General features: G+C 58.0%; 25 protein-coding genes. 11 read left to right on the plus strand and 14 right to left on the minus strand.

Going from position 1 to position 26,920, the window contains the following annotated elements; genetic code table 11:
- Position 1: 1 nt before the first annotated feature.
- A complete protein-coding gene (locus QMZ18_RS06220; RefSeq protein ID WP_282605356.1) occupies positions 2 to 832 on the plus strand; it encodes an ABC transporter permease in 831 nt (276 codons plus the stop codon).
- Positions 825 to 2,459, plus strand: coding sequence for an ABC transporter ATP-binding protein (locus QMZ18_RS06225; RefSeq protein ID WP_282605357.1), 1,635 nt, complete (start codon positions 825 to 827; stop codon positions 2,457 to 2,459). The genes QMZ18_RS06220 and QMZ18_RS06225 overlap by 8 nt, the downstream gene beginning before the upstream one ends.
- On the opposite strand, the gene QMZ18_RS06230 is transcribed toward QMZ18_RS06225, so the two are convergent.
- Entirely contained in the window at positions 2,456 to 3,412 is a 957-nt protein-coding gene (locus QMZ18_RS06230) for an alpha/beta hydrolase (protein WP_282605358.1), read from the minus strand. The genes QMZ18_RS06225 and QMZ18_RS06230 overlap by 4 nt on opposite strands.
- A gap of 208 nt (positions 3,413 to 3,620) precedes the next feature.
- On the opposite strand from QMZ18_RS06230, the gene QMZ18_RS06235 reads away from it, so the two are divergent.
- The 3 genes from QMZ18_RS06235 (at position 3,621) to QMZ18_RS06245 (ending at position 7,252) form a co-directional block, all read left to right on the plus strand.
- Positions 3,621 to 4,454, plus strand: coding sequence for an alkaline phosphatase family protein (locus QMZ18_RS06235; protein WP_322097143.1), 834 nt, complete (start codon positions 3,621 to 3,623; stop codon positions 4,452 to 4,454).
- 75 nt (positions 4,455 to 4,529) lie between these two features.
- Positions 4,530 to 6,527, plus strand: a complete 1,998-nt coding sequence (locus QMZ18_RS06240; RefSeq protein ID WP_282605359.1) for a CocE/NonD family hydrolase — start codon at positions 4,530 to 4,532, stop codon at positions 6,525 to 6,527.
- 20 nt (positions 6,528 to 6,547) lie between these two features.
- Positions 6,548 to 7,252 carry an SDR family oxidoreductase gene (locus QMZ18_RS06245; protein ID WP_282605360.1) on the plus strand — a complete coding sequence of 235 codons (705 nt, stop codon included), beginning with the start codon at positions 6,548 to 6,550 and terminating at the stop codon, positions 7,250 to 7,252.
- On the opposite strand, the gene QMZ18_RS06250 is transcribed toward QMZ18_RS06245, so the two are convergent.
- Entirely contained in the window at positions 7,249 to 7,839 is a 591-nt protein-coding gene (locus QMZ18_RS06250; protein ID WP_282605361.1) for an HD domain-containing protein, read from the minus strand. The two genes, QMZ18_RS06245 and QMZ18_RS06250, sit on opposite strands and share 4 nt — an antisense overlap.
- On the minus strand, positions 7,836 to 8,987 hold the full coding sequence (locus tag QMZ18_RS06255) for a gamma-butyrobetaine dioxygenase (RefSeq protein WP_282605362.1): 1,152 nt from the start codon (positions 8,985 to 8,987) through the stop codon (positions 7,836 to 7,838). The genes QMZ18_RS06250 and QMZ18_RS06255 overlap by 4 nt, the downstream gene beginning before the upstream one ends.
- Positions 8,988 to 9,087: 100 nt before the next feature.
- Between QMZ18_RS06255 and QMZ18_RS06260 the strand changes: the two genes are divergently transcribed.
- Both QMZ18_RS06260 and QMZ18_RS06265 read left to right on the plus strand, forming a co-directional pair.
- Positions 9,088 to 9,984, plus strand: a complete 897-nt coding sequence (locus QMZ18_RS06260; RefSeq protein WP_282605363.1) for a LysR family transcriptional regulator — start codon at positions 9,088 to 9,090, stop codon at positions 9,982 to 9,984.
- A gap of 133 nt (positions 9,985 to 10,117) precedes the next feature.
- Positions 10,118 to 11,032 carry a DMT family transporter gene (locus tag QMZ18_RS06265; protein WP_282605364.1) on the plus strand — a complete coding sequence of 305 codons (915 nt, stop codon included), beginning with the start codon at positions 10,118 to 10,120 and terminating at the stop codon, positions 11,030 to 11,032.
- A gap of 7 nt (positions 11,033 to 11,039) precedes the next feature.
- On the opposite strand, the gene QMZ18_RS06270 is transcribed toward QMZ18_RS06265, so the two are convergent.
- Positions 11,040 to 11,675 carry a metalloregulator ArsR/SmtB family transcription factor gene (locus QMZ18_RS06270; RefSeq protein ID WP_282605365.1) on the minus strand — a complete coding sequence of 212 codons (636 nt, stop codon included), beginning with the start codon at positions 11,673 to 11,675 and terminating at the stop codon, positions 11,040 to 11,042.
- Between the two features lie 80 nt (positions 11,676 to 11,755).
- Between QMZ18_RS06270 and QMZ18_RS06275 the strand changes: the two genes are divergently transcribed.
- On the plus strand, positions 11,756 to 13,195 hold the full coding sequence (locus tag QMZ18_RS06275; protein WP_282605366.1) for an MFS transporter: 1,440 nt from the start codon (positions 11,756 to 11,758) through the stop codon (positions 13,193 to 13,195).
- 117 nt (positions 13,196 to 13,312) lie between these two features.
- Here QMZ18_RS06275 and QMZ18_RS06280 read toward each other — a convergent pair whose 3' ends face one another.
- Positions 13,313 to 13,747 carry a trans-aconitate 2-methyltransferase gene (locus QMZ18_RS06280; RefSeq protein WP_282605367.1) on the minus strand — a complete coding sequence of 145 codons (435 nt, stop codon included), beginning with the start codon at positions 13,745 to 13,747 and terminating at the stop codon, positions 13,313 to 13,315.
- A gap of 86 nt (positions 13,748 to 13,833) precedes the next feature.
- A complete protein-coding gene (locus tag QMZ18_RS06285; RefSeq protein WP_282605368.1) occupies positions 13,834 to 14,301 on the minus strand; it encodes a MarR family winged helix-turn-helix transcriptional regulator in 468 nt (155 codons plus the stop codon).
- Between the two features lie 239 nt (positions 14,302 to 14,540).
- Between QMZ18_RS06285 and QMZ18_RS06290 the strand changes: the two genes are divergently transcribed.
- Complete coding sequence (locus tag QMZ18_RS06290; protein ID WP_282605369.1) at positions 14,541 to 15,188, plus strand: transaldolase family protein; 648 nt, start codon at positions 14,541 to 14,543, stop codon at positions 15,186 to 15,188.
- On the opposite strand, the gene QMZ18_RS06295 is transcribed toward QMZ18_RS06290, so the two are convergent.
- The 6 genes from QMZ18_RS06295 to QMZ18_RS06320 form a co-directional block, all read right to left on the minus strand.
- The gene (locus QMZ18_RS06295) at positions 15,185 to 15,799 is read right to left on the minus strand and encodes an SCO family protein (RefSeq protein WP_282605370.1); all 615 of its coding nucleotides are present in this window, start codon (positions 15,797 to 15,799) and stop codon (positions 15,185 to 15,187) included. The two genes, QMZ18_RS06290 and QMZ18_RS06295, sit on opposite strands and share 4 nt — an antisense overlap.
- A 7-nt stretch (positions 15,800 to 15,806) precedes the next feature.
- A complete protein-coding gene (locus QMZ18_RS06300; protein WP_282605371.1) occupies positions 15,807 to 16,334 on the minus strand; it encodes a hypothetical protein in 528 nt (175 codons plus the stop codon).
- 5 nt (positions 16,335 to 16,339) lie between these two features.
- Positions 16,340 to 16,825 carry a hypothetical protein gene (locus QMZ18_RS06305; RefSeq protein ID WP_282605372.1) on the minus strand — a complete coding sequence of 162 codons (486 nt, stop codon included), beginning with the start codon at positions 16,823 to 16,825 and terminating at the stop codon, positions 16,340 to 16,342.
- 273 nt (positions 16,826 to 17,098) lie between these two features.
- Complete coding sequence (locus QMZ18_RS06310) at positions 17,099 to 18,079, minus strand: carbohydrate kinase (RefSeq protein WP_282605373.1); 981 nt, start codon at positions 18,077 to 18,079, stop codon at positions 17,099 to 17,101.
- 110 nt (positions 18,080 to 18,189) lie between these two features.
- Positions 18,190 to 19,758: a trimethylamine methyltransferase family protein gene (locus tag QMZ18_RS06315; RefSeq protein ID WP_322097144.1), complete on the minus strand. Its 1,569-nt coding sequence runs from the start codon at positions 19,756 to 19,758 to the stop codon at positions 18,190 to 18,192.
- A gap of 43 nt (positions 19,759 to 19,801) precedes the next feature.
- Positions 19,802 to 22,237 carry an FAD-dependent oxidoreductase gene (locus tag QMZ18_RS06320; protein WP_282605374.1) on the minus strand — a complete coding sequence of 812 codons (2,436 nt, stop codon included), beginning with the start codon at positions 22,235 to 22,237 and terminating at the stop codon, positions 19,802 to 19,804.
- Positions 22,238 to 22,719: 482 nt separating this feature from the next.
- Between QMZ18_RS06320 and QMZ18_RS06325 the strand changes: the two genes are divergently transcribed.
- Entirely contained in the window at positions 22,720 to 23,760 is a 1,041-nt protein-coding gene (locus QMZ18_RS06325) for a GlxA family transcriptional regulator (RefSeq protein ID WP_282605375.1), read from the plus strand.
- 99 nt (positions 23,761 to 23,859) lie between these two features.
- The gene (locus tag QMZ18_RS06330) at positions 23,860 to 24,741 is read left to right on the plus strand and encodes a pirin family protein (RefSeq protein ID WP_282605376.1); all 882 of its coding nucleotides are present in this window, start codon (positions 23,860 to 23,862) and stop codon (positions 24,739 to 24,741) included.
- Between the two features lie 119 nt (positions 24,742 to 24,860).
- Here the strand turns inward: QMZ18_RS06330 and QMZ18_RS06335 are convergent, their stop codons facing one another.
- Positions 24,861 to 25,313, minus strand: a complete 453-nt coding sequence (locus tag QMZ18_RS06335) for a GNAT family N-acetyltransferase (protein ID WP_282605377.1) — start codon at positions 25,311 to 25,313, stop codon at positions 24,861 to 24,863.
- Between the two features lie 111 nt (positions 25,314 to 25,424).
- Positions 25,425 to 26,903, minus strand: coding sequence for a serine hydrolase (locus QMZ18_RS06340; RefSeq protein ID WP_282605378.1), 1,479 nt, complete (start codon positions 26,901 to 26,903; stop codon positions 25,425 to 25,427).
- Positions 26,904 to 26,920 lie beyond the last annotated feature (17 nt).

Genomic DNA, 26,920 nt, shown 5'->3' on the forward strand with positions numbered 1-26,920 from the left:
CATGCAAATGATAAAAACCATGCCTTGGAGCGCCCGGATCGGCCTTTTCGGCGTTCTCGTGTTCCTCTTTGCTGCGGTCTTCGCTGATCTGCTGGCGCCCTTCGGTGAACGAGATATTGTTGGCGACGTATGGGAGCCGTCCTCGGGCAAGTTCCTGCTCGGGACCGACAATCTTGGCCGGGATCTGCTGTCGCGTATGATGTACGGCGCTCAGACCACGATCTTTATATCGGCGGTCGCATCGGTGCTGTCCTTCTCTCTGGGCATCTTTCTGAGTTTCTTTGCCGCGGTGGTTCGCGGTTGGACTGATCAGGTGCTGTCGCGGATCAACGATCTCATGATGGCAATTCCGACGTTGATCTTTGCGCTGGTCGTGTTGGCCGCCCTGCCTCAGGAACTCTGGATTCTAGTGCTGGTTATGGCTCTGATCGATTCGACCCGTGTGTTCCGCTTGGGCCGCGCGGTTGCGGTCGATATCGTCGTCATGGACTTCGTCGAGGCGGCAAGGCTGCGGGGCGAAGGACGCATGTGGATCATCTTCCGAGAGATCCTGCCAAATGCGATGTCACCGTTGCTGGCCGAGTTCGGTTTGCGCTTTGCTTTCGCTGTGCTTTTCCTTTCTTCGTTGTCGTTCTTGGGTCTGGGTATCCAGCCACCCGAAGCCGACTGGGGCGGCATGGTTAAGGACAACAAGGACGGTATTATTTTCGGCGTTCCGGCAGCCCTGATCCCGGGCGGTGCCATTGCAGCGCTTGCGATCTGCGTCAATCTTATCGTGGATTGGCTGCTGAACCGAACCGCCAGCTTAAAGGGAGGACGCGGCGATGTCTGATACTCTGCTGGAGGTCGAAGATCTTCGTATTGGAGCAACTGTTTACCCGCCAGGGGAAGCGCCTAAGGAGATCGGTATCGTGCACGGCGTGTCCTTCACGCTTGAGAAGGGCAAAGTGCTGGGCCTGATCGGGGAATCCGGTGCCGGTAAGTCGACCATCGGTCTGGCCAGCATGGCCTATGGCCGTGGTGGCTGCCGCATCACCGGTGGCAAGGTAAAGCTGAATGGCACGGATATCCTGCAGATTCCCAAGTCAGGCGTGCGGAATCTGCGCGGCTCCGGGGTTTGCTACGTGGCCCAGTCGGCGGCTGCCGCCTTCAACCCGGCTCACAGGCTCGGTGACCAGATCGTAGAAGCAACGGTACTGCACGGTGTCTCGAGCCGGTCTGAGGCGATGGCTCGGGCGGACCATCTCTTCGAAGTGCTGGGTTTGCCGAACCCGAAAGAGTTTGGCCAACGCTATCCACACCAGGTTTCGGGCGGGCAGTTACAGCGGGCGATGACCGCTATGGCGCTCTGCTCCCAGCCGGATCTGATCGTCTTCGATGAGCCCACAACAGCACTGGACGTAACCACGCAGATCGATGTGCTGGCTGCGATCAAGCACGCGATCGAGGAGACCGGGACGGCGGCGCTCTACATTACTCATGATCTTGCCGTCGTGGCGCAGGTGTCCGATGACATCATGGTGCTGCGGCACGGAAAGACTGTTGAGTACGGGCCTGTCTCCCAAATCATCGAGACACCGCAGGAGGACTACACCCGCGAACTGGTTTCGGTGCGCTCGAACATCAAGCCGCAGGCGGATGACCAGTCCGATGCCCTGCTGATGATCGAGAACATCGATGCGGCTTACGGCAATTCTCTGCAGGTTCTGTTCGATGTGTCCTTCCATCTGCCGAAAGGTCAGACGCTGGCGGTGGTCGGGGAATCCGGATCGGGCAAATCGACGACGGCGCGTGTGATCACCGGTCTGCTGCCCCAAAGCAGCGGACGGGTCACCTTCGATGGCCGGGTCCTGGCGCCTAAGCTTTCGGACCGGCCAAGGGAAGATCTTCGCGCACTGCAGATGATCTATCAGATGGCCGATGTCGCCATGAACCCACGCCACACTGTGCGTGAGATTATCGGCCGGCCCCTGACGTTCTATTTTGGCCTGCGGGGTAAGGAGCGGGAGAAGCGCGTCCTCGAGCTGCTCGATCAGATCGAGATGGGAGGATCCTTCATTGACCGCTATCCGGCTGAATTGTCCGGTGGCCAAAAACAAAGGGTCTGTATCGCGCGTTCATTGGCGGCCGATCCGAAGCTGATCATTTGCGACGAACCGACTTCGGCTCTCGACCCGCTGGTTGCGGAGGGCATCCTGAAACTCCTGATGGAACTCCAGGAAGAAACCCACGTTTCCTATCTCTTCATCACCCATGATATCGCGACCGTGCGAGCGATCGCCGATTCTATCGCGGTAATGTATCAGGGAAGATTGGTGCGTTTCGGACCGAAAGATCAGGTGCTTTCACCACCCTTCGACGACTACACGGATCTGCTGCTCAAATCAGTACCTGAGATGGAGCTGGGCTGGCTGGAGAAGGCTTTGTCGGAGCGGAAAATGGCAGCCGCCGGAAACTAATCTCCCCTATTCGCAGTGCCAAGCCGGGAGATGGCATCACAGATACGGGCGAAGCTGTGCTTCGCCCGTTCGCTTGTGGTCCGGGCACGTAGATAGCCGTGAACCAGACCAGGTTCGTTGATCCACTCGGCCTGCACCCCGGCCTCGCTCAGCCGCCGGACAAAGGTGGACCCGTCGTCGCGCAGAGGGTCGCAATCGGCGGTGACAACCACGCAGGGCGCAAGATCACTGAAGTCCTTGGCAGATAATGGGGCATAGGTTGGATCGCCGATCGGGACTCCACCTGTAACCCGGACCTTCTTGTAAAACATGATATCGCGGGTCGTGAGGAGCGGCGCTTCCGCCTCGTCTCGGTATGAGGGTAATCCCATGCTTTCTCCACCAAGCCCAGGATAGATCAAGACCTGGCCGACAGGCGCTTCCGGCCTGTGACGTGCCGTCAGGCAGACCGCTGCCACCAAATTGCCGCCAGCGGAGTCGCCGCACATTACGACCGGAAGACCTTCATCCGCGACAGCTTCGAAAACCGCGCGTGCGTCTTGGTAGGCAGCAGGGTGGGGGTGTTCCGGGCAAAGCCGGTAATCGACGGAGACGACCGTAAAGCCAGTGGCTGCTGCAATTTCAGCGCAGACATCATCATGGCTTTCCAGGCCGCCGACAACAAAGCCGCCACCGTGGCAGTAGACGACCGTTGCGGCTGGTTGAGACTTGTCGTCCGGAAGGTAGCGTCGGGTCGGGATGTCGCAGTCGGGGCCCGCCACTGCCTCATCCTGCACTGCAACGCCCGCCGGCCTCGATTGCCGGAATTGAGCGCACATTTCATCGTAGACGCTGCGTTGTATGGCGATACTGCTCTCCACTGCATCGGGCGGATAGAAGCTGTTGGTCCGGTCGACGAAGGCCCAGATCTCGTCATCGATCCTGGGGGCGTAAAAGGGGTCGCGTTTGGTCATTGGCCTATCTCTGAACTGCCGCCGAAACGAATCTCTTGGGGAGGAATCTTGCGGGGCAATACCGGCCGAGTCAATCGAGCAGAGCGCCGTATTGCCAGCGGCGTCAAAATTCACTGCATTGATCAGAAAGCAGCTTGCCGCCGACCAAATTCGCCTGCACTCTTCGCTTAAGTTCAACGCCGTTACAGGCCTCTTTGCGGAGATGATTATGAGTCAAAAGGTCGTCCTTATCATTCTGGACGGGATGGGTTGGAAGACCGCGCGGACGCTGCTTGGCAATGTCGAGGGTTGGGTCGAAAAAGGCGATGCATCGGTTTGGAAGATGCGCGCGACTTTGCCGTCAGTTTCGGGACCCTGCTACGCCTCGATCCATACCGGCGTCACGCCGCAGCAACATGGAATCGTCGACAACTACAAACTCCAGCGGGTCGAAACGCCGGATATCTTTTCCGAAGCGCGCAGGGCGGGCCGGACGACGGCAGCGGCGGCTCATTCATTTTTCTCCAGTTATTTTCAGCGCGCGCCCTTCGATATCTTCCGCGATCTTGAGGTCGATGACGAAAGTCTTCCGATCCAGCATGCGCGTTTCTACACCATGACCGGCGAGACCAAAGGCAATATGGCGGTTCCGTCGGAAGCCGATCTCTTTGCACAGTCGGCCATCATGATTGACCGGCACCAGCCTGACTATCTGTTGATTCACAGCAGCACGGTCGATTCCACGGGGCATCGTTACGGCCCGGATTCCGCCGAGATGGATCATGTCGTCTATGTCGTGGATGGTGTCATTGGCAACATCATTCCGCGCTGGCTGGATCAGGGTTACGAGATCATGATCACCGCGGACCATGGCCAATCGGTCCGTGGCCATCACGGTGGTACGACAGATGAGATGCGCGAGGTCGCGTTTTATTACTTCGGTGCCGGCACAGGGCCCGAATCCGGTGTGGTTCTGGATCAACTCCAGATCGCTCCGACCGTTCTCTCCCGGCTTGGGGTCGAACCGGCCGAGACCATGAAGAGGGAGAGTTTCCTCTCATAGAGCATGATCTTCCTTCACTAAGTTCAGTGAAAAGCGATCAGTTTTTACAAGAACGCGCGGCGCGGGGGTAAGGCGATGTCGAAGAGATCATTTCAAGTCATCGAAGACGCATGGATTTCCCTGCAGGACGGAACACGTTTGGCAGCGCGCGTCTGGATGCCGGATGGTGCCGAAAAGGACCCCGTTCCGGCAATCCTCGAATACCTGCCTTATCGCCGGCGTGACGGCACGGCACCCCGGGACGAGAGTACCTATCCGGTATTCGCGGAAGCCGGCTACGCGGGTGTGCGGGTCGATATGCGCGGCAGCGGCGATTCGGACGGTGACGTCGAGGACGAATATTCGCCACAGGAACTGGCGGACGCCGTCGAGGTGATTGCCTGGCTCGCGGCGCAGGACTGGTGCAGCGGCTCTGTCGGCATGATGGGGATCTCTTGGGGCGGTTTCAACTCTCTGCAGGTGGCGGCCTTGCGGCCCGAAGCACTCAAAGCGGTTATTTCGCTCAGCACGACGGTTGATCGCTACAACGATGACATTCACTACAAGAACGGTTGCTTACTGTCGGCTAACTTTTATTGGGCCAGCAATTTGCTGTCCTATTCCTCGCGGCCGCCCGACCCGCAGATCGTCGGTAAGGGCTGGAGAGAACACTGGCTGACGCGTCTTAATAGTATGGATTATCCCTTGACCACATGGTTGGGGCATCAGCGGCGCGACGACTACTGGCGCCATGGTTCGATCTGCGAAGATTACGATGCGCTCGAAGCAGCCGTCCTGATCATTGGCGGCTGGGGCGACGGTTACCGCAACGCGCCGCCGTCGGCAGCGGCCAATCTTTCGACGCCGGTCAAGGCGATCAACGGACCCTGGATTCACAAATATCCGCACTTCGCCTGGCCGAAACCGCGGCTTGATTTTCATGCCGAGGCGATCCGCTGGTGGGATCGCTGGCTTAAAGGCATAGAGAATCAGGCGGAAGCGCTGCCAGCCTATCGTGCTTATATAACCGAGGGTGTGCGGCCCTCGACCTGGCGGGAGAATGACCCGGGCCGCTGGGTGGCGGTGGATAGCTGGCCCTCACCGGATGTGACAAGGCGAAGCTTGCATTTAACGAGCGATGGCGGCTTGAGCGATCACCCCGGGGCAGAGGGAACTGCCGTCGTGTCTTCACCACAGGACTGCGGTACCGCATCGGGTGAGTACTTTACCCTGGCCCCGGGTGCCGACCTACCGGGCGACCAACGCGGTGACGACGGTTTGTCCTTGGTCTTTGAGACCAAACTGCTGCAGGAACCGGTAGAAATACTGGGTCGCCCGCGTCTGTCTGTTAAAGTCGCCATTGATGCGCCTCTGGGGAACCTGGCCGTGCGCCTGATTGATGTTCATCCGGACGGTCTGGCTCAGCGGGTCACTTTGGGGGTGCTTAATCTTGCCCATCGCCGCGGCAACGCGGAGCCGGTACCTATGACGCCGGGAAATTTTGAAGAGGTCGAGATCGAGCTGGATGAGTCGGGGCACCGGTTCCGTGCAGGACATCGGATGCGGGTTGCCATCTCGACGGCCTACTGGCCATTGATCCTGCCACCACCCAGTCATGTGACGGCACAGTTGGTAACAGGCGTCGAAAGCCGTTTTACGCTCCCGGTTCTTCAGGTCGCGAAACAAGCGGAAATGCCAGAACCGGCAAATCCGGACCCTTTGCCAAAGTACTCTTCGCTGGAAGCCGGCGGCACCCGACGCTGGGTTGAGCGCGATCTCACTGCCGGCATCACACGGTATCACATCCTTGACGACACAGGTGCCAATGAACACCCGGGGCATGGAATGATCGCGCGTGAGATTCGCCGCGAAAGCTGGTCGATCGCGCCGGACGATCCCTTGAGCGTAACCGGCGAAGCACATATGACCGCCACACGCAGCCGCGGCGACTGGTCCGCACGTACCGAAGCGACGACGCGCCTGACCGCCGACGGAGAGCATTTCTTTCTTGAGGCCAAGCTGCAAGCCTATGAGGGGAAGGTGCTCATTTTCGAACGCGAATGGAGCGACAGGATTATTCGCGACTGTATGTAGTTGAACCGAAGGAATGATTTATGTCCGATATCAAGGTCGCCATCGTCACAGCCGGTGGCAGCGGTATGGGCGCCGCAGCGGCGCGCAAGTTGGCGGAAGAAGGTTTTGCGCTGGCGATCCTCTCCTCCTCCGGCAAAGGTGAAGCTTTGGCGGAGGAGCTGGGCGGCTTGGGTGTCACGGGCTCAAATCAATCGGTTGAAGACCTTCAACGCCTTGTCGATGCGACCATGGCGCGCTGGGGACGTATCGACACAGTGGTCAACAGCGCAGGACATGGGCCGAAAGGTGCAGTCCTGGAACTCACCGACGAAGACTGGCACCTGGGAATGGATTTTTATCTGCTGAACGTGGTGCGTATGACACGGCTCGTCACGCCCATTATGCAAAAGCAGGGCGGCGGATCGATTGTGAATATTTCAACTTACGCGACGTTCGAGCCCGAGGCCATGTTCCCGACCTCCGGTGTATTCCGTGCCGGGCTTGCCGCCTTCACCAAGCTGTTCGCGGACAAGTATGCGCCGGAGGCAATCCGTATGAACAATGTGCTGCCCGGCTTCATCGACAGCCTGCCGGAAAAGGAAGATCGTCGCGTCCGCATTCCCATGGGGCGGTACGGCAGCGCCGACGAGGTGGCCGAGACCATTGCGTTCCTGGCGTCCGGCAAGTCCAGCTACATCACCGGTCAAAATCTCCGGGTCGATGGAGGGATAACGCGTTCGGTTTAGGTCTTGATGGCGAAACGATCGACCACCCGCTGCAGAACCGGGGCGTAGTGCTCGAAGGGTGGTGTTTCCAGGCTGGGGTCCTTGCCGTCCTCATCCCAGAAGCGCACCTGCAGAATGTCGTCGAGGTTTGGGTTCTGTCTGAAGACCTCGACTTCAGTGTCCGACATGGGGCCGCCCTGAAGCTCAAGGCTATGCACTGAAGCTTCGGACAGACGGGCGAAGTAACTCGGGTCCGTGGCGCAGAGATAACGCTTGGCACCGACATGATGCCGCACGCAATCGGTCACCACACGTGGGAAGAAAGGCGCAAGCACTGCGGCACCTGCAGTGTCGTGATAGTTGTTCACCCCTTTTTCCAGCGCGTCTTCGGGGAACTCATTTGTGTAGTGCCCGATGTCGTGCAGCAGTGCGGCGGCAATCAATTCGTCCTTGGCACCGGATTGTTCGGCAAAGAAAGCACCCTGCAGCATGTGCTGCGACATGGTCACCTGCTCACCCAGATAGGAATCCGCCCCCCGGCGGTTAAAGATATCGCCGATGAAGGCGACAATCGTTTCTGACGTGAGTTCGAGATCTTTGGTTGTCATTCTGCAGCCTCAGGTAATGTCTCTTCCAATGCAGCCAAGGTCGAAAGCAGGCCGTCCTTATCTGCGTAGCAACCCTGAAGCCAGCGTGACCCGGCGCCGGAAAAACCCTTCCTGGCGTGAAGCACGCGGGTGTTGTCGACGATGAAGAGGTCTCCCGGTGCCATCTTGAAGCTGATCTCGCTCTCGGGCCGCTCGATGATTTCCGCCAGATGACGATACGCGGCGTAGTACTTAGGCATATCGTCGTATGGAATGTCCGTGAAGGGTGCAGCGGAGCGGTTGTTGAAGCGAACGCCACGAAGCTCCCCATCCGGACCCAGGTCGATCATCGGGCGTTTCGATCGCAGCCGGATGCCGTCCGATCCGGCATATTCAAAGCGTGCGGCGTAACGGGCAAGCAGATCGAAATGATCCGGTGTTTCCTGCTGCAAGGTCTCGACCGCCTTGAAACCGTCGACCACCATCGAATCACCCCCATCGGCCGAGTTCTCCAGGCAGGCCAGGAGCTGCAGGGTCGGGACCGGGTCGCGGTAGGGGTTGTCCGTATGCGCCTGCAAACCCAGGCCGGTATAGGCCAGATTGACCGGATTGACTTCGGAACGGACCTCGAACCAGCGGCCGTAGTTGGTTTCGCGCACATAGCCGAAAAGCTCTGCAACCTCGAGCAATGCACCACTTTCTTTCCGTAGTCCCGTCATTACGGCGAAGCCGTAGCGCCTAACAGCACTTAACCACCCTGCCAAGGTCCTGGGGTCGGTTCTGACAGCTGTGAAGTCGGTGCTGGGAATCGAGTTCGAGAGAACGCTGTTCCAGCGTGTGATGGCCTCCCCGGTCCAGCCTCTTGTTGGCGGGACGGGGCAGTCATAAGCCTGTTGAGCGAGCCAGTCGGCGGGAAAGGAGGCCTCCTTTCCCTCCGGTGAAAAGCAGACCGACAATGATTGTCCGTCCGTTGAGGCCGTTTCAATGGCCGTATCTTCGGGATAATCCAAAACCGTGATCAGGCGCTGACCGTTGTTGGCGGCACGCGTTTGTGGATCTAGCGCATTATCGCGCAGCCAGATGGCGTGGAACCGCGCCGTGCGGCCATCCGTCCAGGTCACGGAGAGGGCGCGGGCTTCTTCGATTCGAGTAACGGAGGCGATTTCCATCTACCAGGTCCTTGGCCGTGGGCTGTTATCTCTGGATATGCTCAGCAAATAAGGGTAATCACAAATGATATATATTCAGACATAAGGCTTCGTTTTCGTTATGGCACTTGTTGGTGTATCTCATCCACTGCCGCCACTTGAATGGTTGCGGGCCTTCGAGGTTGCGGCTCGCCGAGAGAACTTTACAACGGCAGCCGAAGAACTCAATCTGACCCAGGCGGCGGTCAGCCAGCAGATCCGGAAACTTGAAGCCCGCCTTGGAGTGATGCTGTTTCGGCGCTTGCCGCGCGGTGTACAGCTCACGGCAGAGGGCCTTGCCTACTTGCCCCATGTACAGGCGAGCTTCGGTGCCTTGGCACGCAGCACGCAGGACCTCTTCGGCGCACCTGGTGGGAAAACAGTTTCCATCGCATCTCCGATTTCCTTCGCGGCCCTCTGGCTCGCACCCAAGCTGACCCTCCTGCGCGCGGTGCATCCGGGCATCCGGGTTGCAGTCTCCTCGGTCTATCGGCCGGTGGACTACGAGACAATCGGCGCCGATCTTGAAATCCGGTTTGGCAGCGGGACATGGGATGGAAAGCACGCCCGACATCTTGAAACCGAGAGCCTGGCGCCAGTGTGCACGCCGGAGCTCCTGGCGCAAGCACCGGAAGGCGACTGGATGCAGCTCCCGGTTCTCGGCATGTCGGGCCCACGCAGCGGGTGGCACGATTGGACCGATCTGGCGGGAACTGCACATCCGGGATCATCGAGCCTGCTATTCGACAGCTTCATCCTGGCTTTGGAAGCCGCAAAAGACGGGGCCGGTGTCTTACTGGCGTCCTTGCCGCTGACGCAATCGCTGCTGGATGCCGGCCGATTGGTTCAGCTCTCGCCTGTCGTCCTGACCATGTCGGCCGGGCACTGGCTGGTCAGGGATGCGGCGGGCGCGGCGGGGGCGTCGGACGTTGAGGGGCTGTGGAATTTTCTGAGCCGGGACAGCCGAACGCATGGCTGACTTGACAGCACTGCGCTTGACCGGCGTCTTACATCTGTGACAAGGCATAACGGACGCCTCGGAGCCGTCGTTCCAGCATTATGCCTTCGAGAGTGAATTTGCTTCATTTCCTATTACAGGAAACATGCGCTGAATGCTTGTGCACGCCAAAGCGTTAGGTCGAAGCCTTTACGACCGGCCTTATCTGTTGTTGAGCCTCACAATGCTGTTTTGGGGTGGCAATACGGTCGCCGGTCAGCTGGCCGTGGGCGAGATATCGCCTCTAACCCTGACCTTTATTCGTTGGCTGCTGGTATCTGCGTTCCTCTGGGCGGTGTCCGGCCGCCAGGTGGTTGCCGAATGGCCGGTGTTGCGGCCTCGGATGCTGTGGATTACCGGCACGGTGATTTGCGGTTTTACGGGCTTTAACTCGCTGTTCTATATAGCCTCGCATCAAACCACTGCGGTCAACATCGGCATCATTCAAGGGGCGATACCGGTCGTTGTTCTGATCGGCGCCTTCTTTCTTTACCGCACACGGGTGGGTTTGCTGCAGGCCGTCGGCGCAGCCGTGACCATCTTCGGTGTCATTGTCGTCGCCACCTCCGGCGATTTCGCGCGCTTGACCACGCTTGCCTTTAACCCCGGCGACGTCACAATGATGATTGCCTGCCTGTTCTATTCGGTTTACACGGTAAGGCTACCCAATCGGCCAAAAATCCCGGGTCTGGTATTCTTTACCGTCATGTCTCTGGTCGCGGCGGTGACCACGTTGCCGCTGATGCTCTACGAGGTGTTCGCCGGAGATGTAATCTGGCCGAGCCTGAAGGCTTGGGCGGTTTTGCTCTATGTCGCGCTTTTTCCCTCCTTCATCGCCCAGGTGTTTTTTATGCGTGGCGTCGAGTTGATCGGGCCGGGAAGGGCCGGGATCTTCGTCAACCTGGTGCCGGTCTTCGGCGCGGGCTTAGCCGTGCTCATTCTTGGCGAGAGTTTTCATCTCTATCACGCGGCGGCTCTTATTTTGGTGCTCGGCGGAATCTGGTTGTCCGAGCGGCACAAAGTCCGCTGAGAAGAGATCAGCACTCGGCGTTTGGCAGTATCCGATAGGCACAGCGGCGTGCCCCGGCGAGAATATGCTCAAGGCGTTCGACCCTGGCGTCTTCACCCAGCACGTTTTGAAAGATCTGCAGTTCGGAGCGGCAAAGCGACTGGCAGACGCCGGCAGCAGCACAGATCGGGCAGTGGTTCTCGATAAAAAGCAGGCTGCCGCCGTCTTCTTCGTGGCACTCTGCCATATAGCCTTCCTGACTTCGAACTTCGACCAGCGCTGAGGCCTTCTCCTTCAGGCTCCGGCAGTTTGCCAACCTGCTGCGGTAAAGCTTCAGGCTGGCCTGCTCCCGATGTTTGATCAGGCGCTCCAGTCCCTCGGCACCAAAGACCTCCCGGGTTGAGGTGATCAGTTCCAGCGTCAGATCCGCATGGCGATCGGGGAAACGCCCGTGGCCCTTTTCGGTCAGCCGCCAGTATTTCTTCGGCCGGCCCCGGTTTTCCCGGCGATCTTCCGAAACGACGAGATCGTTCTGTTTCAGTTTATGCAGATGCTGCCTTGCGCCGACTGAGGTCATGCCGAGCCGTTCGCCCAAGACCGCAGCCGTCTGCAGGCCATGACGCTTGAGAAAAAACAGAATACGGTCTTCACTTTGATCAGCCATGGTGAGTCAATGTACTTGAATTAAGAAAGAAAAAACTTTATAAAAAGTAATCAGTTTCTAAATTATCCCAAGGCATCGAAATGAGCAAGTCCGATCAGGCGGTTTTGGGATGGGGAGATCTTCTCCGTTCAGGCTATTTCGCCCGGCTTGCCCTCATATGCACCGGCGTCTGGCTCCACGCCGCCGACAGTCTGATGGTGGCCACTCTGATCCCGAGTATCCTGGCCGACATCGGTGGCGCCGAGTTGGTGGCCTGGACGATCGCACTTTATGAAATCGGTTCGATCGCCGCCGGTGCCGCGAGTGCTCTGTTGAGCCTGCGCTACGGTTTGCAACGGGCGATGACAGCTTCGGCTTTGCTCTATGGCGCCGGCTGTGTTGTCAGCGCGCTGGCGCAGGACATGCCGGTCATGCTGGTTGGCCGCCTCGCGCAGGGATTAGGTGGGGGCGGCTTAATGGCGTTGGCTTTTGTCTCCATCAACCGTTTGTTTCCGCGTGAACATATGCCACGGATCATGGCCGTACTGTCGATCCTCTGGGGTGCATCCGCCTTCAGCGGACCTCTGGTCGGGGGCGTGTTTGCTGAATTGCAGATCTGGCGTGGCGGCTTCTGGTTCTTTGCCGCGCAAGCTATCGGCCTGTCGGTCTGGATCTTTTTCGGCCTGCGGGACCAGGCGACAGGGAAAGAGGAGCACGACGGACGGATTCCCGTCTGGCGGTTGTCTGTTCTTTCGTTGGGAGTGCTTGCTATTGCCGCTGCGGGCATCGATGTTTCCCCGGTACGTTCTCCGCTTTTGGTGCTTACGGGGCTGGCGATCCTGGCGGGCTTTCTGCGGATGGACGGCCGGCGCCAGGGCAACCGGCTGCTGCCTCTGCGGCCACTCGATCCGCGCCACGGGGTAGGGGCCGCTTTGCTGATGATCTTTTGTTTTGCGGCTTCCACCATCGCAATCAGTGCCTACGGTCCGGTTTTGATGATTGTTCTCTTTGATACCTCCGCCCTCGTGGCCGGATACATCCTGGCGCTGTCGTCGATCGGTTGGACTGTGGCGGCGGTGGTGACTTCCGGGGCTCCCGAACGGCGGGACAGAACTCTCATTCTGTCCGGTATGGTTTGTCTGACGGTCAGCATCATCGGCTTCATGTACGCTGTCCCGAACGGACCACTGTTTCTGATCGCCGTTATCGCATTTCTCGAGGGGATGGGCTTTGGTATGGCCTGGACCTTCGTACTGCGCCGGGCGACAGCACTGGCTATCGCAGAGGAAAAGGACCGGCTCGCCTCGGCCATGCCGACCATCCAGAGGCTTGGATATGCGGTTGGCGCCGCCTATGTCGGGATCATCGCCAATGCTGCAGGATTTGCCGACGACACGACCCGCGAAATTGCCGGGGCCGTCGGCTTCTGGATTTTTGCCGGAACACTTCCGCTTGCTGCTTTAGGTTTGGTCGCGGCCTGGTCCTTCACCCGGCCCGGCCGCAAGGCGTTTGGGCCGGCTGAACCAGCTGCGTATCAGTAGAACTAACTATTGATCCGGCCGACATCCTAAAACACAGATTGCCGGCACCTGCTGTAGCGGAAATTCTTCCTTACGGATTCCGGTAAAACCCGCTCGCTGCATGGCCTGTTCCAGAGCCTATGCCATGACCAGAGCATCGGCACGATGGGCACCACGGCCCCGGGGCACATAGGTCGTGGCAAGGATGCCGCCAGGCACTAGGGCGTCGAAAAGTCTGGCCAACGCCGCGTCCTTATCGTCCAAAAATTGTACGACGTTTACCCAGTAAATCTTGTCGAAAGCCTCCATCGGGGCGACCGCAGTATCGAGATTACCGAGCCGGAGTTCGATCCGGCCAGATTTGACTTCAGCACGGTTTCGCACTTCGGCCTGCTGCAGCATGACGGCCGAGTGGTCCAGCCCGAGGATGCGGCCCCGCGGGAGCCGGGCGGCGGCGGCGGTCAACGCAAAACCGGGGCCGCAGCCGACTTCGAGCACCCGGTCTGCCGGTTGAATGTTCAGAAGATCCAGTGTCCAGATGTTGCGCGCCCTGTTGGACGGCCGTTTGGCCATAATTCAGCCAGCCAGTCTACCCAAGATGCCGCTGGGTTTTTCGAGCTGGATCACGATTTTTTGCCTGAAGGTCATCTGCTGCCGAGTCACTTGATGTCGTCGGCACGGATCGCGGCCAGCTCCCGCCGCAGCCTCTCATTTAGTTGCGCCAGTGCCGACGACAGTGCGTCCAGCGCCTCCGGGGCGAGGGTTGAGCCCAGACGTTTCAGCACAGCCTTTTCCCTGTTCCGCATATCTTCGTAGATCGCTCTGCCCTGCACGGTCAGAACAACGAGATGCGAGCGCTTGTGCTGGGGATTGGCTTGCAGATCGACGATCCCCAGCTCGATCAGATCGTCTACGATGATCTGAATATGCTGCCGTGATACTTCTTTCGAGCGCGCGATTTGGGGGACGGTTTGAGCGCCCGTTTCGGCAAGGCTCTCCATGACGGCTCGCATGGAGGCTGTGACCCCCAAGTCGTGATGGAGGACGTCGCCCAAAGCTTTGAGCTGATTGAAGCAGAGGCGAATGCCGTGAATCGAAGTATCGAGGTTCTGCGCTGATTTGGTCATTTCATGTCTGCCGGCTGATGGGGCAAATCAGGGACTCAAGCTCAAACATGGCGTGGTTCCAAATTCATAAAATGACAATATTATTGTCAATTTAAACATGACAAGAATATTGTCAATTATTTCATGCGAGACACCTTACTCCCGGCTTCGCCGTTGCAGTTGCGAACGCGTCGGTTTAGGGTCTGGCCGTACCGTCCTTGTTTCCCAGATCGAACCTTCCCGGCAAGCACTCGTCAGATATGAAGCTCTTTATCGATTCGGCCGATCGGGCCGTCTGGAAAAATCTTGCGCATTGTGGGTTTTTTTCCGGTGTCACCACCAATCCGCTGTTGCTTCAGCGGGCAGGGTTGACCTGCAATAATCGGAGTGTTGAGGAACTTCATCGCGCGTCGATCGGCGAAGGCTTCTGCGAGATCCAGATTCAAAGCTGGGGCGAGACACAGGATGATTTGGCGGAGACCGCCCTGAGGTTGGCCGACTTTGGACCTGAAGTCGTGGTCAAGCTGCCCGCAACGTCATCCGGTTTCTGCGTGGCACGCCAGCTTCGCCTCGAACGGCCAGAAACCAGAGTGACTATGACAGCCGTCTATGTGGCGGGCCAGGTGATCGCGGCGGCTGCGTTTGGCGCGGCCTACGCTGCGCCCTACTACGCGCGCTTAAGGGAAGCCGGTGAAGATGCGGATAAGACACTGGCCCAGATGCGGGTTGCTGCAGGGTCGCAGATGCAGCTTCTTGTCGCCAGTCTGCGCAGCGTTGATCAGGTTGTGCATCTGACAAGCTTGGGCCATCGCTGCTTCACCCTTCCGCCACCCGTGGCCGAAGGCCTGCTGCAAAGTGTGCTTGCGGACAGGGCTGTTGCGGAGTTCGACGCGGCGGCCGCGCTCTAAAGGTACTTTTCGATCCGTTCCGCCATCACCTTCGGTGCAGTGTCATGCGGAAAGAGGGTGAGAAACTTGCCGTCCTTACCGATCAAATAGGTGATGGTTCCGTGGTCGACGTCGTAATAGCTGGGATCGTCCTTCGAATGAACGACCTTCCTGCGGTGAACCTTGTAGGCCTTGGCCGCTTGGCGAATTTGCTTTTCGCTACCGGTCAGACCGAGCAGGGCGGGGTGAAAGTGCGCGAGATACTCGCGCAGGATTTCAGGTGTGTCCCGTTCGGGGTCGACCGTGATGAAAAGGGGCTGCACATCCTTGGCTTTACTGCCCAACGCGTCGAGTGCAGTGCCGACCGCCTGTAAATTGGTTGGGCAGATACTGGGACAATAGGTATAGCCGAAGAAGATCAGCAGGTGTTTGCCCTTGAAGTCGCTGTCCCGTCGGATTTGGCCGTCGTGATCAACCAGTTCGAAGGGGCCGCCGAATAGAGAGGCGAGCGGTGCCGCCGGAATGGGCGGCTCCGCTTTGGTCTCAGCCTCGCCGCCCGGTTCGGTGGCGAAGCCGGGATGGGCCGTTCCCAAAATGGCGAGGATCGTCGCAACAGCAGCGAACTTGCGCATACGACGATTATTCCTCGGCTTTGAGGCCTGGAATGCCGTAAACGCCCTGGGTCTCAACCAATCGCAGGACTTCAGCGTCATGCCGGAACCATTGGTTCGCCGGTTTGTCCGGGTTGGATTTGGCCCAGTTTTTCGTGAAGTTGTTCGCACGTCCCCATTCGCCGTCGGGCGCCAGACGCCTGAACTGTACGACGAACATGGGCATCAGCGGATCCTTGATCATCAGTCCGTCGGCGACGATACGCTTGCCACAGAATTGAATCAGATCGTCGGTCGTGCCTGCGAAGGGGTCGAAATTTTTCACCGCCGGCACCAGGGTACCGTCGTCCAAAAGCAATCCCAACTGGCGTGTGCCGGCCCCACATTGTTCGACACAGTCGCCGGTGACCTCGCAGAGCAGATCGACGACTTTGGCTTCGACACGGGCCTTCTCCTCGTATTCGATACCCCATTCATCAGCCGCATTGGCGCTCTGTGCTGACAGGAAACCCGCCGCTGTGACGGCGGCGATCAGTGCAAAGGATTTGATCTTCATGTCCTTTACTCCCCGAACGGCTGAATGCCGTAATCTTCATGGGTCATGTTGATGACGCCTTTGTCATCGGCGACCTTGTTGACGATCAGGTAATTGACGCCGTCGCGCTCATAGAGGTCGCCGTCGACCGTAACCTCATGGCTCTGAATTTCCACGATCGTCGGATTGGCAACGGAGTTGTCGTCGCCCTCGACCCGCAAGACCATGTAGACTTTACCGTCTTTGCCGAGAATGCTGACGGGAATACCGCCAAGTGCGCACCAGACCGCACACTGGTGGTGTGCCGTGCCCTCTGAGAACATAATTTCGGTAACGTAGCACCAAGTGTCGATGATTTCACCGGTGACTTGAACTCGTTGCGCGGTCGCTGCATTCGTTGGCTGGATCGTTGCGAACAAAACAAGTGAGAGAGAGAGGAGTCCAGCGCCGAGGAGTTTCCTCAGCTGAGTTGGATTGAACCTCATCCCATTCTTATTAACCCTATGGGCCATAGCCTCGGCTCCTGTTGATGGTATCGCCTAGAGTTTGATCGTTTTACATTGAAGCAAAGTGAAACGTGATTCAGTCCCTATATTTCATCGTTAGAGAATGATTCACGCTCTCGATTGAAGCAATCAAGAGCGATCATGCAGTGGACCGTTCAAATGCCCGACGGGCGGAGAGTTTTTTCACGCAGGCCGCGATCCTTGCGGGTGACTCTAGCAGATCCTGTATCACTGCCCCATAAACTGTTTGTGTGCCTTTCGAGAGCAGGTTTGTGAGGGTTAACCGCTTCGGGCTTCCCGGACCTGTTCGAGGGTCGGTGGGTTGCAGCCGGTTTCGGCACAGTTCAGCCCCGCTACAGTGCTCGCGAAATCGAGCATCTGTGCCAGCTGTTCTTCGCCCAATGCCGTCAGTCTGGATTTTGATAGCTGTCCATTCGCCTTCAGCCAGGCGAGCAAGCCCGCCTGAAAGGAGTCGCCGGCGCCGATGCTGTCGCCCCGGCCCGGATCACCGTCTGTGAAACTCGCGGCTGGCCGGGCGACTTTCATTCCGCTTGAGGTAAATGCAGTCGCTCCCTCCCGGCCGCGCGTCAGGACAGTCAGAGTGATTCCATGATCCGCCATGGCCCTCTGGATGGCATCTTCGGGGGGCAGTCCCGGATAGAGGTATTCCAGGTCTTCGTCGCTGGCCTTGATCATATCGGCCTGTGTCAGCATGGCCGTCAGCCGGCTCTGATAATCCTCATGATCCTTGATCAGCCGGGTCCTGACGTTGGGATCGATCGAGATAAGAGCTCCGTGCCCGACGGCGGCCTGGAGGGCAGTTGACCAGGAAGGACCGTCGTCCTTCTCGATCAAAGCCAGCGATCCGATCTGAAAGGCTTCGATAGAACCAGAAAGGGCTCTGGTCATTACACCGGGATTCAGTTGCCGGTCTGCCGTGCCCTGTCGATAAAAGCTGTAACTGGGACTGCCGTCTGTACTCAGTGAAACCACAGCTAAAGATGTGGGGGCAGTGACAGGATCTGACTGGAGTAACCTGACGTTCGAATCCTGCAGGCGGTCTGTCAGCAGCCCACCTAAAGAATCATTGGATAGGGGGCAAAGAAAACCGACATCAATCTCAAGCCGGCCTAGGGCGATGGCACAGTTGAAAGGTGAGCCACCTGGGCAGGCTTCGTAAAGTGGTCCGCTGGAGGCGTCGGCGGATATCTGGGGACGATGGACGAAATCGATCAGGCTTTCGCCGGCGACGACAATCATGATCTCAAGAACCCTGGAACTTCAATATGGTGAATCGAACAGCGGCAAGAATGGCGTCTATTCCTGCCGCTGCAACGATTTTTTCTGAAGCAGGGGGCCTCCAGCGATGTTTACGCCTTGCGCATAGCGCTACGGGGCAGCTTGATGTTGAAGTTTTCCCGGATCTGCCGATCGATTTCCCCGGAGATATGGTTCGGAAAGGTGCTGCTGAGGATTCGGTGTTTTTCTTCGGTTGCCTTACGGATCAGGTCCGGTTTTCCGATCTCCTCCCACTCCTTGGGCGAAGTGCGGTCGCCGAGTGCGGGATAGACGTATTCGGTCTGCATCAAGTCAAGAGTCTGTGCGTGTCCGAGATAGTGACCGGGGCCCTCCGTGCAGACTTGACGCATGGTTTCGACCGAGATTGTTTCATCGTTGACCTCGATCCCACGCACGCAACGCAGGCACTGGCCGATCATGTCGTTATCGATGATCAGGCTCTCGAGGCAGAAGCCGAGAAGAGAGCCGTGCATGCCCACCGACTCATAAACCATGTTGAGGCCGGAGAGTCCGGCCATCACGTTGGTGATACCCTTTTCGTAGCCTGATTGTGGATCGGGCAGTTTGGCATCGGCCATGCCTGCTGCCGATCCGCCGGTTACACCATAGAAGTGGTGCATCTGTGCGCAGGCAGCGGTCAAGAGAGCCTGCTCACCCGATCCGCCGGACATGGCGCCGGTCCGCAGGTCCGAGACAAAGGGCCAAGTGCCGAAGATCGCCGGATGGCCGGGTTGCATGGCGTTAACGTAGATGAGGCCGGCAATGCACTCGGCTGTCGCCTGGGTAACCGTCCCCGCGATCGCGGCCGGTGCGGTCGCGCCTGCCTGACCTGCAGAGAGCAGAAGAACCGGCATACCGCCGCGGATACAGACTTCCATGACCTGGCAGGATTCGGTTGCGAACTTGAGCGGCGGGACGACGAAGCAGTTGGAGTTGGAAACGAAGGGCCGCGCGCGCCACTTGTCCTCGCCGCCGGCGATTATCTTCAGCATGTCGAGGGATTGCTGGGCATTCTCGGCTGTTGTGAAGCTCGTACCCACATGCTTGCGGGTGCCAGACAAGGCGGCGTAGAGCGTATTGAGATCGAGATCTGCCGGGTCCTCCATGTCCCGCGCGACCATGGGGCGCTGGAAATAATGGACGTTATCTAAGGTCTCGACGATCCGGCTCGCATCATAGATATCCTGCAGGTTCGATTCCCGGTACTCGCGGTTTTCGACGTCGACAAGATGGACCGCTGCCCCTGCGGTTCCGTAATGAACACGGTTGCCGCCTGGATGAATGTCATGCTTTTCATCCTGGCCATGCAGGGTGAAGTTGCGTGCGGCCATGGCCAGTGTGTCTTCGACCAGGGATGGTGAAAAACGCACGCGTCCGTCATCGCCATAGGTTGCGCCAGCGGCAGTCATGATATCGATTCCCGACTGCGGTGCGTCGGCGAGCCCGATTTCCGAGAGGATCTTCAGGATGGCCTGATGGATCTTCTGGATCGACGCATCACTTAAAGGCTTGAAGGTGCCACCCTCCATTCCAGGCCGGATTGGCCGGACATCTTCGGCCAGCGGCGCCGCCCTTAGCGCTTTGCGCGCGTCCCGTCCGCCGGCCCGGCGGCTTTTGCGCTCTGATTGCATCTGCGTCATGACGCTGGTTCCTGCAGTTTGTGTTGCTGTGTTTTTTTGACAATCAGGTGCGGAGGCGCTCATTCTCAGGATCATAGAGCGGCTCCCGCGCGACCACGGCGGATCTGCGTTCGCCGAGGATTTCTACCTCGACCTCGGTGCCTTCAAGCGTGCAGTCGGTCCGAATTGTCGCCAGAGCAATCGACTTGCCGATCCGATGTCCGTAACCGCCTGAGGTCACGAAGCCGATCCGTTCGCCGTCTTTCCACACCGTCGAGAGATAAACCGCGTCGCCGGAACCTTCGTCGAGCAGCAGAGGTACGAAGACCTGCGCGACACCGGCTTGCTTTTCCTTGAGCAAGGCATCGCGGCCGATGAAAGCCGGTTTGTCGAGTTTGATAAAGCGATCCAGCGAACCTTCGAGCATAGAGTAGTCGTTGGAGAGATCCTGCTTCCAGGAGCGGTAGCACTTCTCGAGACGCATGGAATCCATGGCATACATACCGAAGTCGATGATTCCGTGTTTCTCGCCTGCCGCCCAAAGCTTGTCATACACACCGACAACCTGCTCGACCGGCAGATGCAGTTCCCAACCCAGTTCACCGACGTAAGACACACGTACGGCAAAGCCACGTGCCATGCCGATCTCGACCGGTTGGTGCGTCAGCCACGGAAAGGCGGCGGTCGAGAAGTCACTGTCACAGACCGAAGACAGAAGGTCGCGTGATTTCGGACCGGCGACCACGAGTGTTGTCCAACTCCCCGTCACATTGGTAATCCGGATAGGTGAGCCATCGGGAAGGTGCTGCTCCAGCCAGTCCCGATCATGCCATTCGGCGCCAGCGGCCGTCATCAGCATGAAGCTATCCTCGGCGAAGCGGGTGACCGTCATCTCGGTCAGGATCTTGCCTTTTTCGGTCGCGAAGTAGATCAGGCCGATCCGCCCGACCTTAGGCAGGACACCGGTGATCAGGCTGCGGATCCAGTCCGCGGCGCCTTCGCCCGAAACTTCGAAGCGCGAAAAGCCGCAGAGATCCAGCAGGCCGACTTTTTCCTGGATTGCCAGACATTCTTCGTGCACCGCATCGAACCAGTTGGTGTGGTGATAGGAGGGCTTCTGGACGGCTTCGTCGATCCCCGGACGTGGGAACCAAACCGCGCGCTCCCAGCCTGCGGACGCACCGAACATGGCGCCCTTGGCTTTCAGTTTTTCGTAGAGCGGAGAGGTACGCGCCTGCCTGCCTGCCGGCCATTCCTGATTCGGGAAGTGGATCGCATATTCGTGGGAGTAGATCTCCACCGCTTTGGCGATGCTGTAGTCTTTGGTCGCGAAACCGGTGAAGCGGCGCGGATCGACCGACCACATGTCGCCGTCGGTTTCCCCTTCGACGATCCATTCGGCACAGACCTTGCCGGCACCGCCCGACTGCACGATACCGAAGGTAAAGACGCAGGCTTCGAAAGCGTTTGGAACACCCGGCATCGGGCCGATCAGCGGGTTGCCGTCTGGCGCATAGGGGATCGGGCCGTTGACCACCCTTGTGACTCCGGCCGTGCCCAGGATAGGCACGCGGGCACAGGCGTCCTCAATGTACCACTCGAGCCGCTCCAGATCGTCGGGATAGAGCTGGAACGAGAAGTCGGCGGGCATGGGGTCGTTCTTGGTGACCCAATGCGGTGTGGCCTGTTTTTCGTAGGGGCCGAGCAGCAAGCCATTCTTTTCCTGACGCAGATAATAGGAGCTGTCAGGGTCGCGCAACAGCGGGAGAGGTTTATCGAACGCTTCCAGCTCCGGGATCTCTTCGGTGATGAGATACTGATGCGCCATCGAGATGCAGGGAACTTCCCGCCCGAACATGCGGCCGATCTCCTGCGCCCGATAGCCGGCGGCATTGACGACGTACTCGCAGCGCACTTCGCCCTTTTCTGTCGCAATAACCCATTCACCGTTTTCGCGGCGGACGCCCGTGACCGGACAAAATCGAACAACCTTGGCGCCCAGATTACGGGCTCCCTTCGCGTAGGCCTGGGTCAGCTGAGCGGGATCGATATCGCCGTCATTGGGATCCCAGACACCGCCTTGAATGTCATGGGTCTCCAGGAAAGGATAGACGGCCTTCATCTCCTCGTTTGTCATCATATCCATCTCAAAGCCGAGATGGTTGGCCATGGAGCAGACGTGCCGGAACTCTTCCATCCGTTCCTTTGAGTGCGCCAGGCGGACCGATCCAGTGACGTGATAGTTCATCGGATAGTCGACTTCTTCGCCCAAGCGCTTGAAGAGTTCCGTCGAGTAGCTCTGGATCTTGGTGATGGCGAGAGAGCCGGAGAAGTTGGGGCAGTTGCCTGCTGCATGCCAGGAGGAACCGGAGGTCAGTTCGTTCTTTTCCAGCAACAGGCAGTCGCTCCAGCCCATTTTCGCCAGATGATAAAGGACCGAACACCCGACAGCGCCTCCGCCAATAATCACAACTCGTGCCGTACCCGGTAACTCAGCCATCGCTCTTCTTCCTAGTTTGCAATCTCTGTTTTCCCGGAACAGCCTGTGGAAACTGGCGGGTCCGGGTCAAAAGCTCTCTTCTTCACCTGAAAAAGCCGGTTTTTACCCGGCTGGTTTATCGGCATCCGCCCATTTGAACGGCCGGTTTCAGCACCGCGCGCGATGTCCCTATATTCACTGGCTTAGACCCTCCCGGTTTTGTCAATTTGCGGCGCAAACCGCTGCCAAATGCGACTGCCGGAGATCTGAGGGAATATTTAGCTTATGATGCGCAGAAAACTGCGGTTTTTTTACAACTTTCCTGAGATGCGAATAGACTGGCCAGTGTCGTATCAAGACATCTGGACTGCACCCAGCCGTGAAGTTCCTTTTCTTAGGGTTTGGAATGTTATAGTTCAGATTATGCGGGTGACTGATGCCGGGACAGCGGCTCTGCCCGCAATGAAGGGACGTTGAGCGTTATTCGAACTGGCATCGGCGGAATGAGCGATCATGCAAGCGACAGACTTGGCGAGCCAACGGGCGGCGGACAGCGCAGGCCGATAACCTTCGGGTTTCTCCTGGTACCGCAGTTTACCCTGACCTCCTTTGCGGCCGCCGTAGATTGCTTGCGGGCCGCAAACCGGGTTGCCGAGTCCCAGTTATGCAGTTGGCGGCTATTGTCGGAGGACATGGCGGTCGTTCCCTCTTCCAGCGGTGTGGAAATCACGGTTGATCAGCAGATCACCAGCGAGGACAAATGGGACGTCCTCATCGTATGTTCCGGTTTTGAGCCTGAGGCTGCGGAATCCAAAAAAGTCCTGAATTATGTTCGCCGCTTATCACGTTTCGGCAGCATTGTCGGCGGGATCGAGAGTGGTGCCCACCTGCTTGCCGCTGCCGATGTTCTGAATAGCCAGGATTGCACGATCCACTGGGAACTGTTTGACGGTTTCGTTCAGCGTTTTCCGGACGCGCAGGCCGTTACGCGGCTATTTGTAGTCAACGAGAAGAATTTTACCTGTGGCGGTCATCTGGCGGTCGTCGATCTGATGATCGCGCTGCTGAGCCGTTGGCTGCACAATACCGAACTCAGCCGCCTGTCCAGCCTTTTCATGCACGATATCCGGCGGAGCACCGCCGAAGAGTTCTCCCAGGTGCAGAGTCAGGAGCTTTCAACCGTCAATTCCGAAAAGGTGTTGAAGGCGATCGAGATCATGCGCGAAAACATTGAAACGGTCGTCGACCGGCACGAAATCGCTGACTACGTCGGTGTGAGCCTGCGGCAGCTGGAGCGGCTGTTCAACCGCCATCTTGGACTATCTCCGGCCTCCTACTACAAACGCCTGAGATTGAACAAAGCCAAACAGCTGCTGCACTACTCGTCTTTATCGATCACGGAAATCGCCATCATCTGCGGTTTTACGTCCATGTCGCATTTCTCGAAAAGCTACCGGGAGTTCTTCGGTATTTCACCCAAGTTCAGCCGAAAGGTCGGCCCGATCATCGGTGGCCAGCGGAACGAATTGCGCAGCGGACTTTAAACCTCATCGGCCGAACGCCATAATCTTTGGTCTATCAAGTGTCACGGAAGACCGACGAAGCCGCCTAGGCACGTTGGCATCCCGGATCGAGGGACCACCATGAACAGCAGTGAACTTGTCTCGCTTATCATCGAGCCGCGCGCCAAGGATGTCGGTGGATTCGGTGTTCGCCGCGTGCTGCCGCACGCCCGTTGCAGAACGGTAGGTCCCTTTATCTTTTTCGATCACATGGGGCCGGTCGATTTTCCACCTGGACAGGGGATCGACGTCCGGCCCCATCCCCATATCGGTCTGGCCACAGTGACCTATCTGTTTGAAGGTGAGATCTTTCACCGCGACTCCCTGGGTGTCGAGCAAGCCATCAGGCCGGGTGCCGTGAACTGGATGAACGCAGGACGCGGCATCGTGCATTCCGAGCGTACTGGGGACGAGGAGCGGGCGAAGACGAGCCGGTTGAACGGCATTCAATCCTGGATTGCGCTGCCTTTATCGCATGAAGAATGCGAGCCGTCCTTTCATCATCACCCCGCCGACAGCCTGCCGATCATCAAGGGGCGGGGAGTGCGGATGTGTCTGATCGCCGGTTCCGCCTATGGCAAGCGCGCGCCGGTCGAGACGCCTTCGGAAATGTTCTATCTTGATGCTGTGCTTTCGCCGGGTGCCGAACTGATTCTGCCCGATGAGTACGAAGAGCGGGCAATCTATGTGGTTGAAGGTGCTGTCCGGCTCGACGGCGGAACAGAAATTGGCGAAGGCAAGATGGCGGTCTTCCATCCTTCGGTCGAGGTCGGGCTTTCCGCTCAGGAGGCTGCGAGGGTCATGTTGCTTGGCGGTCGACCGCTGGACGGCAAGCGGCATCTCTGGTGGAATTTCGTCGCCAGCACGCCCGAACGCCTGGAGCGGGCCAAAGCCGACTGGAAAAATCGCTGCTTCGACCCGGTTCCCGGCGATCATGAGTTCATTCCCTTGCCCGAGAGTTAGGCAGGTTTAACCGGATCAAAATTTACGGTTTCGAGGCGGCCAGATCGGATCATATGGTTAGAGTAGATTCATCGGGTCGACGGACCACCCAGAGTGATTCCGTTTAACCCGGATCTCCTCTACAGAGGATCAGGTGCGAGGAATTTAGTCATGTAGACCTTGTTTCCCGACCGTCCCAATTCCCACCATCCGAGATGCGCGTACAGACGGACGTTTCCAGGCATCGCAAGATGAGTGGTCAGGCGTAGTTCGCGCTTCCCAAGTCCCAGGGTTTCAGACTCTGCAAGCTCGATCAGCCTGCGCCCCAGCCCGAGACCCGCGCATCTCGGGTCCACAGCGACGTTTGCCAGAAGCGCAAACTCCTCCATTGGAATCAGGATCATGCCGCCGACAATGGATTCATTCTGCTCAGCCACCCAAACCACGTTTTTTTCGATATCGTCGGAAATTCCCGACGACACGGCAGGCAGATCTACAATCCGTGACGCATAGATTGAATAGGCAGCGTCGATGCAGATTGAGAGTGCCGTGGCGTCTTGCTGTCTTGCGCGCCGTATATTCCAAGCCACCATGTTTCGACCTTGCTTGCGACTTAGGCTCAATTTATTCGGTCCCGGCCAGATTTTCGACGTTTTCCAGGCGAAAAAAGGATGGGATGTCCCGCAGAGTTCAACGTTATAGTGTTATTGCGGAAGTTTGGAGCCTATCAGGACAGGCAGCAATTCATCTTCCATCATGCGATTGATTTTTGAATGAATATCTATGTCTTCGAAAGCGGAGGACGTGATAATCACGACCAGATCTTCCGTAGGGAAGACAAAAATTTTATTCCCACCCAGACCCGAAGCGAAAAATGTCCGAAGGCTGCGTGCGCCGATCTGCCAGCCATCCTTTATCCAAAAGTAATATCCATAGGAAAGAGAAAGATTTGGCGACGTGACCTTCAAATGAGGCGATGTCGATGTCTGCACCCAGGCTTCAGACAGGATGCGCTGGCCATTCCATAGGCCCTTGTTGAGATAGAGTTGCCCAAACTTCGCCAGATCGCGCGCCATGATCCCGTCCAGACCGGATAGCGACGGCTGCCCATCCGGCAAAAACAGATACTGGAAAGTATCGATACCGAGAGGTCCGAAAAGATATTCTGCGGCGAATTTTTCAGCGGACATTCCTGTCGCTTTGGCGATCACGGGAGCGCAGAATCTGCTGGCCGCCGAACTGTATGCAAAGAAGCTTCCGGGCCGGGAAAGCACCTCACCATCAAGAATCTCGGCAACCCAATCGTTACCGTAGTTGTTAAAGTCGGCGTAGTATCTTGCCGAAGTGTTGTTCGCTAGGCCCCAGCTCATGGTCAAGAGATCTTCCAAGGTGATGTCGTCCTTTTGACTCTCCCATTTGTCACCTCTGTCGAATTCGGGAAAGTACGGCATCAGCTTCGCATCGACACCGGGGATGAAGCCGTGATCGATGGCAATTCCCATCATGGCTGAGGTAAAGCTTTTCCCGACCGATTGCACATCGTGAAGCGTGTATCTGTTCGTCCTGTTGTAGTACTCCTCAATCAAAAGCTTTCCACCCTTTACCACGAGGAGGCTGTCCAGATTGCCGTGAACAGCGTTACGGATTTCGTCGTTCAAGGCGCTGAGCCGGGTTTCGTCCAGACCTTCGGTTTCAAACGTAGTCGGCTGCCAACCGTCCGGTTTGTTTCTTACGAACCTGCCGTTTTCCCATATACCCTTTTGCCGGTGGCCATCAGGCAATGTCATGTGCCCTTCGCCGTGGAAGTGAGCATACTTATTGAAGGATCCGATGTATTCGCGGCCATCGGCAAAAGCGGCAGTGCCCGCGCCCACGATCTCCGCCTGATCGAAGTGCTGGAAAATATACTTCAGCTGCCCGTCGAAGCTGTACTCAACACCGTCTGACCGGCTCACAGTTCCATGGATGAAGCGGTTGTTTTTCCATCTCCCCCTGAGAGTTGTGCCATCATCCAGGGTCGCCTTTCCAGGACCGTGAAAGTTACCGCCATAGGTTTGGCCGGCATAACTGTGACCATCAACCTGGAACGTCTGCCGCTGTGCAGCGGCGTCGTTCTTCCCACAGACGACCCCCACGACGAGGCTTGCGATTACTGCAAATATCCTGGCTCTGGGAGAATTCACCCTAAAATCCACATCTG

This window comes from Pelagibius sp. Alg239-R121 (assembly GCF_947331435.1).
Taxonomy (GTDB): Bacteria; Pseudomonadota; Alphaproteobacteria; order Kiloniellales; family Kiloniellaceae; genus Denitrobaculum.

Bases quoted from the DNA above. Each gene is read 5' to 3' on its own strand.
- QMZ18_RS06220 (WP_282605356.1), top strand. From the start codon at position 2: ATGCAAATGATAAAAACCATGCCTTGGAGCGCCCGGATCGGCCTTTTC.
- QMZ18_RS06225 (WP_282605357.1), top strand. From the start codon at position 825: ATGTCTGATACTCTGCTGGAGGTCGAAGATCTTCGTATTGGAGCAACT.
- QMZ18_RS06230 (WP_282605358.1), bottom strand. From the start codon at position 3,412: ATGACCAAACGCGACCCCTTTTACGCCCCCAGGATCGATGACGAGATC.
- QMZ18_RS06235 (WP_322097143.1), top strand. From the start codon at position 3,621: ATGAGTCAAAAGGTCGTCCTTATCATTCTGGACGGGATGGGTTGGAAG.
- QMZ18_RS06240 (WP_282605359.1), top strand. From the start codon at position 4,530: ATGTCGAAGAGATCATTTCAAGTCATCGAAGACGCATGGATTTCCCTG.
- QMZ18_RS06245 (WP_282605360.1), top strand. From the start codon at position 6,548: ATGTCCGATATCAAGGTCGCCATCGTCACAGCCGGTGGCAGCGGTATG.
- QMZ18_RS06250 (WP_282605361.1), bottom strand. From the start codon at position 7,839: ATGACAACCAAAGATCTCGAACTCACGTCAGAAACGATTGTCGCCTTC.
- QMZ18_RS06255 (WP_282605362.1), bottom strand. From the start codon at position 8,987: ATGGAAATCGCCTCCGTTACTCGAATCGAAGAAGCCCGCGCCCTCTCC.
- QMZ18_RS06260 (WP_282605363.1), top strand. From the start codon at position 9,088: ATGGCACTTGTTGGTGTATCTCATCCACTGCCGCCACTTGAATGGTTG.
- QMZ18_RS06265 (WP_282605364.1), top strand. From the start codon at position 10,118: ATGCTTGTGCACGCCAAAGCGTTAGGTCGAAGCCTTTACGACCGGCCT.
- QMZ18_RS06270 (WP_282605365.1), bottom strand. From the start codon at position 11,675: ATGGCTGATCAAAGTGAAGACCGTATTCTGTTTTTTCTCAAGCGTCAT.
- QMZ18_RS06275 (WP_282605366.1), top strand. From the start codon at position 11,756: ATGAGCAAGTCCGATCAGGCGGTTTTGGGATGGGGAGATCTTCTCCGT.
- QMZ18_RS06280 (WP_282605367.1), bottom strand. From the start codon at position 13,747: ATGGCCAAACGGCCGTCCAACAGGGCGCGCAACATCTGGACACTGGAT.
- QMZ18_RS06285 (WP_282605368.1), bottom strand. From the start codon at position 14,301: ATGACCAAATCAGCGCAGAACCTCGATACTTCGATTCACGGCATTCGC.
- QMZ18_RS06290 (WP_282605369.1), top strand. From the start codon at position 14,541: ATGAAGCTCTTTATCGATTCGGCCGATCGGGCCGTCTGGAAAAATCTT.
- QMZ18_RS06295 (WP_282605370.1), bottom strand. From the start codon at position 15,799: ATGCGCAAGTTCGCTGCTGTTGCGACGATCCTCGCCATTTTGGGAACG.
- QMZ18_RS06300 (WP_282605371.1), bottom strand. From the start codon at position 16,334: ATGAAGATCAAATCCTTTGCACTGATCGCCGCCGTCACAGCGGCGGGT.
- QMZ18_RS06305 (WP_282605372.1), bottom strand. From the start codon at position 16,825: ATGGCCCATAGGGTTAATAAGAATGGGATGAGGTTCAATCCAACTCAG.
- QMZ18_RS06310 (WP_282605373.1), bottom strand. From the start codon at position 18,079: ATGATTGTCGTCGCCGGCGAAAGCCTGATCGATTTCGTCCATCGTCCC.
- QMZ18_RS06315 (WP_322097144.1), bottom strand. From the start codon at position 19,758: ATGACGCAGATGCAATCAGAGCGCAAAAGCCGCCGGGCCGGCGGACGG.
- QMZ18_RS06320 (WP_282605374.1), bottom strand. From the start codon at position 22,237: ATGGCTGAGTTACCGGGTACGGCACGAGTTGTGATTATTGGCGGAGGC.
- QMZ18_RS06325 (WP_282605375.1), top strand. From the start codon at position 22,720: ATGAGCGATCATGCAAGCGACAGACTTGGCGAGCCAACGGGCGGCGGA.
- QMZ18_RS06330 (WP_282605376.1), top strand. From the start codon at position 23,860: ATGAACAGCAGTGAACTTGTCTCGCTTATCATCGAGCCGCGCGCCAAG.
- QMZ18_RS06335 (WP_282605377.1), bottom strand. From the start codon at position 25,313: ATGGTGGCTTGGAATATACGGCGCGCAAGACAGCAAGACGCCACGGCA.